The organism is Sporomusa sp. 246TCP1 (genome assembly GCF_057319775.1).
In genome coordinates, this window is record NZ_CM170492.1 from 2119253 (window position 1) to 2133056 (window position 13804).

7 protein-coding genes are annotated in these 13804 nt (G+C 42.9%); all 7 read right to left on the minus strand.

Features of this window, described 5'->3' with window-relative positions; translation table 11 throughout:
* Nucleotides 1-11: 11 nt before the first annotated feature.
* From AC1ECB_RS10385 to AC1ECB_RS10415, 7 genes are read right to left on the minus strand one after another with little or no spacing between them, the layout of a single operon-like run.
* Nucleotides 12-5549: an amino acid adenylation domain-containing protein gene (locus tag AC1ECB_RS10385; protein WP_485668627.1), complete on the minus strand. Its 5538-nt coding sequence runs from the start codon at nucleotides 5547-5549 to the stop codon at nucleotides 12-14.
* A 31-nt stretch (nucleotides 5550-5580) separates the two neighbouring features.
* Nucleotides 5581-6291: a VOC family protein gene (locus tag AC1ECB_RS10390; RefSeq protein ID WP_485668628.1), complete on the minus strand. Its 711-nt coding sequence runs from the start codon at nucleotides 6289-6291 to the stop codon at nucleotides 5581-5583.
* A 1-nt stretch (nucleotide 6292) separates the two neighbouring features.
* Nucleotides 6293-7399: a Gfo/Idh/MocA family oxidoreductase gene (locus tag AC1ECB_RS10395; protein WP_485668629.1), complete on the minus strand. Its 1107-nt coding sequence runs from the start codon at nucleotides 7397-7399 to the stop codon at nucleotides 6293-6295.
* A 33-nt stretch (nucleotides 7400-7432) separates the two neighbouring features.
* Nucleotides 7433-8515 carry a Gfo/Idh/MocA family oxidoreductase gene (locus tag AC1ECB_RS10400; RefSeq protein ID WP_485668630.1) on the minus strand — a complete coding sequence of 361 codons (1083 nt, stop codon included), beginning with the start codon at nucleotides 8513-8515 and terminating at the stop codon, nucleotides 7433-7435.
* Nucleotides 8512-9597, minus strand: coding sequence for a saccharopine dehydrogenase family protein (locus tag AC1ECB_RS10405; protein ID WP_485668631.1), 1086 nt, complete (start codon nucleotides 9595-9597; stop codon nucleotides 8512-8514). Before AC1ECB_RS10405 ends, AC1ECB_RS10400 begins: the two co-directional genes overlap by 4 nt.
* Nucleotides 9594-12707, minus strand: coding sequence for an amino acid adenylation domain-containing protein (locus AC1ECB_RS10410; protein WP_485668632.1), 3114 nt, complete (start codon nucleotides 12705-12707; stop codon nucleotides 9594-9596). Before AC1ECB_RS10410 ends, AC1ECB_RS10405 begins: the two co-directional genes overlap by 4 nt.
* A gap of 59 nt (nucleotides 12708-12766) precedes the next feature.
* Complete coding sequence (locus tag AC1ECB_RS10415; RefSeq protein WP_485668633.1) at nucleotides 12767-13744, minus strand: radical SAM protein; 978 nt, start codon at nucleotides 13742-13744, stop codon at nucleotides 12767-12769.
* Between the last annotated feature and the right edge of the window lie 60 nt (nucleotides 13745-13804).

Consider the following 13804-nt stretch of genomic DNA (forward strand, 5'->3'; position numbering starts at 1 on the left):
CCAAGCCGCATTCATGCTCTTTGCAGTTTTTCTGCCAACAGTTTTGCTATAGAAACTGCATTCATTGGATCTTCGACACATGTCACATGATTGCCGTCTACATACGATACGGAAAAATCGCCTAAACATATATCTTCCCACATCGCAAGGGCTTTTTGAGTTGCTATCTTCGGGGTAAAGCTTGTGGGCTCCTTTGCAGAAAAATATCGTATGTCTCCGACATAGCTTCCCGGAATATGCAGCGCGGCGTAAAAGCTTTGCCGGTAGATCAAAAACAAGCCCTCCGGCATTTCGGGAGGCACCTCCTGCTGCGCTACGCGGGAAACAGCTTTCGCATACTGTTGGAAGCGCTCTTTTCGAGTCCAGCCGGAAAGGTCACTGAATAACCGGCCGATTTGATCTAAGCCCGCATCGCCGCTCATGCTGGCCATTGTTCCTGCCGGAATTGACTCCGTATTCTGCTGGCAAACCAGCAGCAAAGCACGGTTCAATTCTTCGTCATCTACACCCGGAAACACCTGTGAAAAAGTGATGTTCAGGTTGGGTACAAACATTGCCTCTAAATATAGTTCATCTTCAATATTAACGACCGGAAGAGTATCAATGATTGGTAAATCCACCACTTCCATTCCACCTTCCATCAGTCGTCGCGCCACTTCAACAGCAATCAGTCCACCCGTGCATAAACCAATCAACTGGGCTGATGGGTTACCAAACTTGAGCAGTTCCCTGGCATAATCGTCGGCAAGCCCTTCAATTACACGGTTGGGATCTAATTGGCAGTATTTTTGAGTATCCTTTATCGATATGCCTATAACCGGTCCAAGCTGTTGTTTTTGCAAATGCGGCAGCAAAAATCGGAAACAATTCATTGTACCAATGCCTGCATGAAAAACTACCCGGAGGGGACCCGGATCATCGCTGTAGAAGGTAAATACGCCGTTGCTCTCAGCCGAGGTATGTTGTCTGATAATTCCCGGTCCTTCGTTTACTGGTGTTTGTTCCGGTTCTTTTTCCTGTTTTGGTTCTTGTGAAATGGCATCTTCTTGTCTTGCACCGGTGCCTTCTGCCATACAATCCTCCAGAAAGCCTCGCAACTCGTTGATTGTCGGATAGTTGAGCAATTGATGAAGTAATGTATCGAACGGTATTTCTTTGGCTGAAAAGTGATCTCGCACTTTTCCGGCAACTCTGGCCATAATTAAAGAATCAGCGCCATAATCGTAGAGACTTTGTTCTCCAGCAATTGTTTTCAGTCCCAATTCCTTGAGCCACAGTTCTTTCAGGAAATCATCTATTGGATTGCGGCCTGCTTTTTGCTGCGTATTCTCAGCAGTTTTTTGCTCCCTGACCGAATTGATTTTCCAAGCGGCAAGGGTTTTCTTGTCCACTTTTCCATTGGCAGTCAGGGGAATTGCATCGACCACCTGTATGCTTTGGGGTATCATGTGTTTCGGAAGATACTGCAGTAAGTAGTCTTTCAATTGACTGTCTATCACAAAACACTGTTCATTTTTCATCTGTACTGCAAAAAACGAAAGACCAAAAGTGCTCATACTGTCTGAATTATTTGACGGGATGCAATTTACCTCGTCACTTACTTCATGAAGTATATGCATCCAATCGTCTCGGTTGAGAAGAGCTCTGTCTTCCCGTAAGCTATCTGCCGGTTTTGTCATAAGGAAGGCTTGAGATACAAGAATCCACGGGACTTCTCTTACCGGTTCAGTAAATAATAACCAGCCTCCCGGCGCTTGTAATTCTTTCAATTGCGATATGGTCCACGGAATATTACGCGCATTTTCAAATACGCCGGCAGCCAAAATGATATCATAACTGTTGGGCGCATATCCCTGAAGGCGATATGATTCATCCATATCGAAGGTTTGAAAACAGATGTTCGTGTCTGCTCCAAATTGTTGCTTTGCGGCAGGCAAAAAATACTCGCTCACATCGGAAAATATATAGCTATATTCCTTCCCCGCTAATGCTTTTAGCACAAGGCGGGTTGTGGCGCCGGTTCCCGCACCGACTTCCAGAATGCGAACGGGATATTCCTTAATTCCTTCAACAAGGCACGCGATGCTTTGAGAAAAACATGTATTGAGATAATCCGACATCAAATTATTTGTGTACAATGCTTCAACGTACTTATTGCTTCCATCAGGGTAAAGCAGCTTAACAGGGTCCATTTTTCCGGACAACAATTCTCGTAAATGCTCAGCATTGCTTCGAATATATTCTATGTGCTGAGGGGAGCTTAATTTATTGCTCCATAAGCTATCAGCTTTCTCCCATAGCTCTTTCAGCCGATTCGAATCCACATACACGTTACTTCGGTACTCACCAGAAGACTCAAGTTGTAATAACCCGGATTTATTCATCGCAATAAGCCATCTTCCGACAAGCCACCGATATTGCTCTGCAATCTCCGAATGAAGAAGAATTTCATCAGCTACATAGCTTTTTCCCGGAAGCAATAGACCAAGCTGCTGCATTGTATGAAGCATGGTTGCCAACACGGCCTGATCCAAAGCAGCGACTGCGCCGGCAACGTACCCATCATTGTAAGCTGACAGGGTTAGTCTCGCATTTTGCTCTACTGTTTTCAATGGAAACTGTAAACGTTCTGTGCCAATGCCAACCGTAGTCGGCACCGCAAATGCCAGTAGTTTTTTATCACCGTTTTCGTCGACAAGGACAACTGCACTATTATCAATAGATTCATTTTGCTGTAATACTGTTTCAATTTCCCCCAGTTCAACTCGATGGCCGTTGATTTTTACCTGGTCGTCTTTTCGCCCCAAAAATTCCAGTTCTCCACCTGGCAGGTAGCGTCCCTGATCACCTGTACGATACATTCGTTTACCTTCAGTGGGGTGAATGATAAACTGTTTTTTTGTGGCGGTTTCATCTCCTATGTAACCGTCTGCAAGACCATTTCCCAGAATGAATAATTCTCCCGGCATCCACACAGGGCAATCTTGCATATTATTATCCAACACCCGGAATTGTTGGTTGGCAAGAGGATAGCCATATGGGATGCTATTCCAAGAAGGATCAATTTCTTCACATATATGGTAATTTGACCAGATACTTGCTTCTGTTGCTCCTCCCATAGCAACAACCTGTACCTTCGGAGAAAACCTCCGTATTGCCTCTGGTTGTTGCACGGGAATCCAATCGCCGGATAGCAGTACCATACGAAGAGAAGATATATTTGCTTTTTTTTCAGAAGAGACATAGGTAATAAGCATCTGCATCAGCGCCGGTACAGAATTCCAGATGGTAATTCCATGCTTATTAATCTGCTCTGCCCAGCAAGACGGGTCAGTTCTCCTAGCATAGTCGGAGTATACCAACATCCCGCCGGTAGATAGAATGCCAAATATATCATACACAGACAGATCAAAACTGAGACGCGATACGCCTAAAATCCGGTCACTCAGGGTAACTTGAAAACGCCGGTTTATATCGGCAATTGTATTATTTGCCGCCTGATGGGTAATCACTACGCCCTTGGGCATCCCAGTTGAACCCGAAGTGAAGATAATATAGGCAGGAAGAAGTGGATCAAAATCATGAAATTCAATGGCACCTTCAGACACTTCTAATTGATCTACAATAATCGTGTTATAATTCTCCGGCCAGGTGCGCTTCGTATTAGAAGTAGTCAGTATTGTCTGAACCGACGTCTGCTGTAGCATCTTTTCCAATCTCAGTGGAGGTTGACTGACGTCTAAAGGAACATATACAGCACCAATATTAAGCACACCCAGTACGGCCGCAGCCTGGTATACTGATGGTTCCATTAATATGCCGATATGTGCCTGTTTTGAGCATCCGTTTTGTAATAGGGTACGAGATATTGCCGATGCCCATTCGCCCAATTCTTTATAACTCATTTGAAGGGAGGCATCAGATACCGCTATACGCTGGGGATATTGTTTGATTTGCTCAAATACTGGCCCATGTAATGTTTTTGGGGGATAAGAAAAAGTCGTTTGATTGGCGCGTACTCTTTCCTCGATTTGCCATGCAGGAAGGGGAATTTGAGTGCTTTTATCCCACAGAGCCTCATCATCACTCAGCTCTTCCAAAACATTGACAAATGCAGCAAACATATCGTCAACCAGCTGTTCGGGAAAGATCCCAACTCTGATATCCCAGTTCACCACCAGAGAGCCGGAGTCCTCCATCGCCTGACAATCAATAAAGACTTGAGGAGTTTGGCTTATTCCAAACCTCAGCTTACGAGAAGTTGAGGTTTCTTCTGAGTCATTTTTTGAAATACCGATGGCGCTTGTAAAAACAATCGGCATTAAGGTCTCTCCACGGCCTTTCCTTCGTGATAATTCTCTAAGCACTTCTACGCCGGTAAAGAGTTTATGATCTAGGTCTTCAAACAGCTGCTGTTGCAGATGCTTTGCATTATCAAGCAATCCGCTTTCCTTCCAGTCCACCGCTAATAGGTTTATTGATGTAAAGTCTCCTACAATTTGTCCTACTTGTTCATGGAAAGCATGCCTATTAAGCAAGGTCAGATTTAAGCAAAATTTATTAGAAGTGCTCCATCGACTGAGTACAGCTGCATAGGCTGACATTACCGCAACTGACGGTGTTATGCTATGTGCCTGGGCTGATTGCTTAATCCGCTCCCATTTTTCCGGGGTTAAGGACATTGCACGACGACCAAACAACGGTGGCGCTTGAAGACTGTCTCGCCTTATGGGAAGGTCTGGCGCCGGAGGCAAATCATCCATTCGTGATAGCCAATAGGCTTTGTCAGCTCTATATGCCTCCCCATTCCTTAACTGTTTTTCCTTACTTAAATATTCCCTGAATGACATTTCCAGTCTAGGTAGTTCGATATTCGGTTCCCGATACAGTTCGTCAAACTGGTCAAGCAGCATCCAAATGCTAGCCCAATCGGCTATCAGAAATTCAATGGATAGGTGAAGAATATCGCTATCAAGACCATTTGTTACTTGTAAATCGAATAAAGGCCAGCGTGACGGTTCGTATACTTTGTGGCTCATCTCTTCCCTAATGTTACTTAACAATGCAGACCATTCTTCTGGTCGCATATTTTTGCCATCGTGTTTAGTTACGGTAAAATGAGGAGTTGTCTCTAATATCTCCTGGTAGCCATCCTTCCGAATTACTGCTCGTAACATATCATGCTGTACAATCAAACGATTCCATGCCTGTTCTACTCTATCTGCGTCCAGCTCACCGTAGTCCAACTCCATGTAGATATGGCACGCAACTCCACCATAGGAGAAAGAAGTATTTCGCCCAAGTAAATATGCGGATTGTATATCAGTCAATGGAAAGGCGTTATTGTCTTCTTCATCATTTTTGGCAAGCTCTCCGCTTGCCGCCTGCAAATAATCCAGAATTTCAAGTTTGTTATCTTTCATGAACTGCAAATCTTCTTCGGCCAAAGTGCCTTTTGGCGCTCTATAACGTAGTTTTCCATCCTCTTCCCAAAGCTTTATCCCCTTATTCTCCATAATAGCAATTGTTTTTTTCATATCTATTTGCATTGCGAACCTCCAAAATCAATAATCACATTTTTTATACAGAATTTGCGCTCTCACATTGGGCATTGTGCAAACGCTCCGGATCCAGGGGTATATTTAGTCCGGCTAACCCTATTGCCTGAATTTTCGTTTGATCAGCCGGAACCATTATCAGCCGGGAATCATTACCCACAAGTTTGCGTATTTTGTTCTCCAGATCCGGTTTAACGCCTAATCGTACCCATGAAATCGCTGAAGCACCATTTTGATGTAATATCTGTACAGGATGTTGAAGTGGGTCATATGCAGAGACTAAAAATGGCAACGTTTTAGGCATAGTAGCACAGAAGCTATACCGAACTTTTAACCCATCTGGCCGAGTGCGACTGCCATTAACAATCTTGGATATATCAATTCCAAGAGATTTTACATAGGCGCAAACCTGCTCAAATTGATCCGGCTTTGCCAACTGCTCATCCTCGGCTTCCAGGGCAAAATCAGCCAATCCCTCCGGAGAGTGGTACCAACTCATCCATCGATCTTTCATTTCCCGTCCTCCGAATAGCCCCACAAAAGGAGCCGCATATTTCAATGCCGCCCTCATTTGAAATATTTCAATAAACGGGCCTTGCGGGAACCAAATGAATGCGTTGCTGGATTTTTTGGGGTTTGTACCCCAATCAACGTGAAATCCACGCTGTTCAAACGCAGCTACTGCCTGATGGATATCATTGACTTTACATTGAACGTGACTGATTTTCAGCATATTAATTCCTCTCAGATATCTTTTTCAACAGCAGGCTTGCAGGATAATAGTCATAGATTGCATTTTTGATTAAGTCTGGATGCCCCAATGCGCCGGTTAATACCTGCCATTGTTGAGCAGTAAGTATAAGCCTCTGCTGTTGCCTTAAGGTGTCGCTATGACTTTCCTCGCCCCAGATTTGTTTTGCAATCACTTCTATATCCGCTCCTACAGCCTCAGGCCATCTTTTCCCTAATAAAACTCTAAACTCTTCCGGTTCCCTGTTATCCAGTTTTACTTGGCTAGGTTCCATCAAATGCTCTGGCAACGGGCCACTAAGCCCCCATGGAATATTTATATTATTGGTGATATGCATTCGAGGCTTCCATACGACAGGGCCATGTGTTTCCATTGAGAGGCTGCCGCTCTCAGTCCCAAGTGTGATTTCATGAAAAAGGTATAAATAATTGTCAGAATCATTGGGTGCTACCTGGTTATGCACACGGAAGGAAAAAGGGATGGTGCCAATCTTTCCCGCGATTGTTTGAAATGGACCCTCATTTTTTTGGTCGTGTGCGATTGTCATTGGTCGTGTGTTTTGTAAAGCTCTTACAAGTAACGCCATAAAGGGAAAAGAGACATGAGATGAAAAATCGGCATTCAGATATGAGATTTTCATCTGCGATATTAATTCTCTGGCAGAAGCAAAAAATGTCCTAGCGGCATTTAGGTGCATGTAAAGATTGCCAACGTGGAAGTGAACGCCATATCTATTTGCTGCTTTTATACACATTGAGATATCTTGATGGTGTACCGGGTGCTCCAGCAGCACAGATATTCCTCTGGAAATCAACTCTACTGCCAGTTCGGTGCCTTCGCCACCCATCACGCTGGATCGAATTACAACACAGGCCAAATCGATATTCTTGGGAATACGATCAATGTCGGTGAATAATTCAACTCCGTAATGCTGTGCGCCTATTTTTGAACGCTCGCTGCCTTTTGCAAAAAGGCCGGCAATTTCGAATTCCGTGTCAGGCAACAGCTTGAGTGCCTCTAAATAAAATTGACCAAAGCGGGACCCACAAACAAGAACCCGCAGCCGTTTACGTGTATGGCTGTACTCCATAGGCATCTCCTATAGCTTTTATAAAAATCTTCTTTATAGTACCCCGGATTCGTTTTCATCAGGGTTTAGAAGTAATTGCACCGGAATCTGATTATGAAGTCGATGTTTCACTAATTTTGCAAAACCAAAAACCTTATGAAGTGATTCCCAATTATCAGCAATTTCTCTTTCCTGTTTTTCACGCTTGATGCCGCTTGTCCCCTCGATAATTTCCCTGCGGAAATCCAGAAGCTCCTCTCCAATTGCATTTTGCCATTGTTGCATTGAGCTGTGCTGTTTGTTTTGTCTTTCCTGCGGGTTCAAGATGTGAACAGGCTCCTCATGAATAAATGATAAAGATTCCCAATCGCGATTATATTTATCGATAGGAATTTGTATCCTTGGGCGCCAGTTCACCGGTCCAAAGGCATCCTCAAGAGAAAGTCGCCCACTGTCATAGACAAATGTAAAACTATACAGCAGATGCATGAAAGCGTCTGGATTTTCAGGACAAAGCTCATTGTGATACTCAACAGTAACAGGTACGCCACCAAACGTTCCGGTTGCTATCTGAAAAGGCCCTATTTGTGGTTCGATATACTTGATTTTCATTCCTTGAGAATAATCAAGCGCTTCCAACATGATTTCGATGGCCGGGTATCCAACCTGTGTACAGAATGAAGAGCGAATATATAGGGGAGGAGCAATTTTATTGAGTTCTTTCGCAGCGCGAATAAATACATTAGTTTCTGTCAGACGAGTATAAAAATCACCTGTTCTGTATTTGACACCGTATTGGCGGGCCATTTCCCAGCTTTTACGCAAAAACCGGTTATGTACAGGCTGTTCCTGTATAACTGAACTTCCACGTCGCAATAATGCATCTACAAGGTCGCTTCCTACGCCGCCTGCTCCGTTTGATCGCACCACCACACAAGCGAGGTCTACATCGTTGGGCAATTCTTCAACGTTTGTGTAAAGAGGAAAGCCATGTTTATGTGCCAATTTTCTACTTCTGTCCGACCCTTTTGCCAGAATGCCCGCTACCTGAAATTCATCATGGTGATCCAATAAGGCATTAAGATAATATTGTCCAAACGTTGTACCACAGACAATCGTTTTTAAACGTTCGCTCAAAGAATTGTCCCTTCTCTCTCCATTAGGGTTTCTTCTAAAGTAAATGGCGACTCAGTGAAATCCATAATCCCTGAATCACGAAGCCATTGAAAAAGCCAATCCGCTTGGGGAATAGCTGAATAGGGTCCTTTCCACCCGTGGAGCTTCCCCATAAGCACAAGTTCAACACCTGCTGTCACCGCAGCCGCTGTCATTCGGTTGGCTGTAGTGCTGTGAATTAACAAAGTGTGTGTAGTGGAGCACGAATCACTATGTCCCACTACTTCTAACACAATTCCGGCATATGTTTTTTTATTCTGACAGTCCTTTTGGGACGCCTTGCATAACTGCTCGACGGTTTCATCAGGATGTGCTGTGAATGAAGCCCTCACATGCCTCATAATTTGTAAAGCATACCCGTTTTCCATAGCAGTCATCCAGCAGCCGTATTGAGGCTTTAATGTTTTTTCCAGCCAGTCGCATTCTTGGTCCAAGTAGGGAAACAGGCATAAAGAACTGTCGGACCAAGGTAACGTAATCTCACGCTTTTCGTGATATGGAACACGTTTGCCAAACTCATACACAGTCATTGGCAACTTCCCAGGTGCCCAAAGCCCTTGTATATATTCTCTTGCGGCAGTGGGGGAAAAAACATCCCTTACTGCATATATGAATTTGATACGCTCTAAATGCTCTATTCCTTTGCACATGGCCTTTGGGATGATACCGGAGATTCCTGGCAGGGAGCCGGCTTGATATACCAGGCATGGACTATCTATTTGTTCAAGACTGTTGTCGCCTGACGATGAGAGATATGGAATATTCTCTGTGGCGGCCACTTTAGCAAGCGTCATTTCTTCGTTGATGGAGAGACCGCTTGTATTGACAACCAGCTCACAATTTGACACAAATTCTCGCACACAATCGGGATTTTCCGCGTCCACTCGACATAATGTATGTTGTTTTAGACAGTTACGTACTTCCAAAGGAACCAAGTGCGGATTTCGGCCCCCCAAACGAAGATGAATTTGGGGATTACGGCTGAGTAGTTTTGTCACTTCCAAGCCAATGCTCCCATATCCGCCCAAGATTGCTATATTCATAACTCTCCCTCGACAATTTCACCTTGTGCATCTTGTTTTTCATCCACCAATTTTGCCAGTTCCTCAATTGTGGACTGCATAATCATATCCTTCAAAGACAGTTGAACTCCTGAGCGTTCTTTTAGTGTAACTAGAAATTTAGTCGCAAGAATGCTATCGCCACCCGCTTCAAAAAAGCTCAATGAGGGTACCGGGGCGCATCCTATCAGTTCCCTCCATATTTTCCCAACAAGATCTTGCGTGCCTTCCAATTCTTCCGCCGCACGCGTTGAAAAGTTTTGGCACAACTCATTAATCCGTTTTCTATCTATCTTGCCATTTTCGGTAAGCTGTAGAAACGGAATAATCGTATAGTTCATGGGGAGCATATATTCGGGCAGTCGAGTTTTTAACTTTTGACGGAGCGTTTGAATATCTAAATCAGCTCTCTCGCCAAATGGAATGGCTTCCATTGTTATTGACGGAGAGTTTGATAAGCGCTTGATATTGGCCTGTTGAAATGATGAGGCCGTAAAATATTCATTCCATTCATTTTCTGTAAAGAAGGGTTTTTTCACCGTTCCATCTTTTGCAGCAAATCCATTCTCCAAAAGTGCGGATATACATAGTCCCATAGAATCCAGCCCATCAAATTCTACAGCATAAAACTTACCCGTATTTTTCAAAAGGCATTCAGATTGCCGCAAGGCTTCTTCCGGATTATTCCAAGTATGTAATGTGTTTACGGCTATCACAGCATCAAAACTATGGAACTCTTCTTCAGAAATTGCCCCCTCTCGCTGAAGGGCATATTCAGCAATCAATCCCGCCTTTTCCAACCGTTCTTTTGCAATCGATAGCATACCGGAGGACGGATCAAACAATGTCCATGACGCATTAGGAATTTGAGAAATAAGCTTCTCAGCGGCAAGTCCACTGCGCGCTGTCAGGACGGCATATTTTTTTTCACCGTTACCTGCTTGCTTCAGATGCGCAACCACCTGTGAAATAAAAAGCTGGATTTGAAAGCTTTGGAATACCAGGTATTCTGGATTTAGCTCGGGCACATCCAACAATACTCTGGACTCCTTTACTCCGGTTAGCACTTCTCGCATCAGAGATATATGTCTGAGCATAACCTTATAAAGCGGTTGTTCAGGATTTGTTTTTCTCATCACCGAGGCATAGCGTGATCCAGGGGCGATTCCATTGTCAGCAATAAGAACCTGCCTGGAGCAAAGCCAATCCAACCACAAATGGTATGCCAAATTATAGTTTTTTGACTCCACATGCATAGCTTCAGTAAGATGATCAAACCCACAGACATTTAGTAATAACTGTTCAACAAACTCTTCCCGCTGAACCAGTGCGTTGTCCTCCATGTGCTCATTACTTTCCTCATGAGTAACAATGCACTTGCCACAATTAACTGTCGGTACAACAGCCGCTAGCAGTTGATTGCCGCTAGCAGAAACACATGCCATTGCCTGCTCGACTCCCTGCAATTCTTTAAGAGCATTCTCTATTTCGCTCAGCTCAATCCGAAAACCGTTCACTTTTACCTGGGTATCCATACGAGCCAAAAATTCCACTTTGCCATCTGTCCAATATCTCGCCAAATCTCCTGTTTTGTACCATCGAACACCATTCAACTCCATGAAACGATTAGATGTTAGCTCCGGTTGGTTAAGATATCCTTCTGCAACACCAGTTCCACCGATCCACAATTCGCCGGCCACATTATCTGGACAATCCATTCCATGAACATTAACAATTCGGAATAATTGATTGGCCAAAGGAGTGCCATAAGGGATACTCCGCCATTCATTTGGAATATTTTCCACTTCGAAGTAGTTCGACCAAATAGAAGCTTCAGTGGCTCCACCTAACGCAATAAAACGGCAATCCTTTGTGTGCTGTCGTGTTATGCTGAACAGTTCTGGCTTTACCCAATCTCCTGACAGAAACACCATTTTTAAAGGTAATAGGCCTTCCTTGTCAGAATTAACTGCCAATAGCATTTCATACATAGCCGGCACTGAGTTCCACACAGTGACTTGGTGCTCACGCACAAGTTTATCCCACACTCGGGGTTCTTTTTTCTGTTCTTCACCTAACAGCAGAAGCGTTCCACCTGCCGACAGGATACCAAACAAGTCATAAACAGAGAGATCAAAATCCAACTCTGAGAGTTGAATGGCCCGATTTTCTGCATCAAGTGCAAACCGGTTGTTAACATCAGAAATAGTGTTCCAGGCTCCTTTATGTGTTATCATCACACCTTTAGGTTTTCCCGTTGATCCTGAAGTAAATATGACATATGCCACCTGTTCCGGCTCAGGATATATGGGAACAGTTAATGGCGTCACTCCGTCGCAAGCGGCGTGATTCAGTATCATGACATCATTCCATCCCTGCAACTCCGCTTCACCGGCTTCATCTGTTAGCACAGCCTTTACAGGAGCAGAGAGATAAATGCTCTTTTTTCTCGCTAGCGGGTGATGCGTTCCTACAGGAACGTAAGCTGCGCCCGCACAGAGCACGGCATAGACATCTATAATCTGTTCAATCCCTCTTGGCGAAGAAACCGCAACATAGTCACCTTTATGTATTCCCATCTCCTGGAGAAATGCAGCTCGCTCTTTTATTTTGCTTACCAACTCACTGTATGAAATCCTTATGGGGCTCTCTAAACTATGATCGATCAGTGCAGTGCGATTACCATCCTTTTCAGCCCATGCAAACAGCCCCTGATGGAGACAACAAGGTGAAATATTGTGAACTGTATTATTAACGGAATCTCGTACTTGTTGCTGGGATTCAGGTAAAAATACTATTCGTTTTTCCCAATCTCCGTGATGAAGATAGTCCCATACTTGTGAAATTGTTTCAGAATATCCAGGCGGCTCAGCCTCAAAGGAGAGGCTTTCCAGAGGAATATTCTGCTGTTCCAAAAGACAAAGTCCTTCTAATACAGTTAAATTACTAAGTGGAACTAATTCTTCTTTTCCAGCATTCCAAAGACAATTAACTATGAGTAAAGGATAAGATTCTAGCGTTCTGTCGCTAATATGATATTTTCGCGCTTTATCACGTAGCGCTTGGTTAACGTAAGTCACGGTAGCTGCCATGGTATATTTCCTTTCATAATTCAGGTTTTGTGATAATTCATCTTAATTATCCAATAATATTAGAAAAAGCAATGGCCCAGTTTGTCGTCCATAACTTGTCCACCATTATAGAGCCATAAATTCGAATCTTTTCCGTTTGGATATATTACTTTATTTAAATTTATAACAATCGGATTGTATAGACTGCCATTATAGCTTTTTATATTATCTGCACAATTACAAGTCTCTTTTAATTCTATTGCAAGCCCCGTAATACTCTCTCCGATAATGGTTGAACACCCCTCAGTAAATGAATCATGTTCATATGCACCGATTCTTTTCAATTCATCATTAAGCAAAATTTTATGTTTTTCAAATGCTTTATTTTTTATATAGGCATAATGTTGAATATCCTTTAAATTCCCCATTTCGCTTATAATAGATCTTACATCTACAAATGTTGTTGCATCACAATGCTGCAATTCATTGAATCTCAACACATCAGCTCCCCAGTCTTTTACAAGTTCGTATGTCCTGATACAATCATCTAAATTTTCAATTCTTCCTTTAATTAAATTAGCATTAATTCTAACTTTTACATTTTTGTCTCTACAATATTTGATAGCATTTTTAACGCCATTAAAACTAATTTGCTTGCCATATACTAGTGCATTTTTAGATTCATTATAATGATTAATGGAAATACATAGCCAATCTATTTTCTTAATTATTTCTTTTTCAGTATTTGACAAAACATCTAAGGTAATGCCACACGTAGTTATATAAACTTTCCGATTTCCAATTTTTATTCGATTTATATATTCAAGCAAATATGGAGCTACAAAAGGTTCTCCTCCTAAAATGAAAATTGTTGCATCGTCATCGGTATTAATTAAAGTATTAGAAATAATTTTATCGATATTGGAAACCGTTTCCATACCATTTTTTTCAATGCAATGCTCACATTTACAAGGGCAATCTGAAGTTATTTTTACATATAGTAGCTTCTTGCCCTCAAACATGCAGGAATTTTTTGCGTTACCTTTCACCATTTTCATAAGAAATCTCCTCGTATTTCATCAAAGTAGGTACCCTTTGCCGAACAAGATCAAAAATTA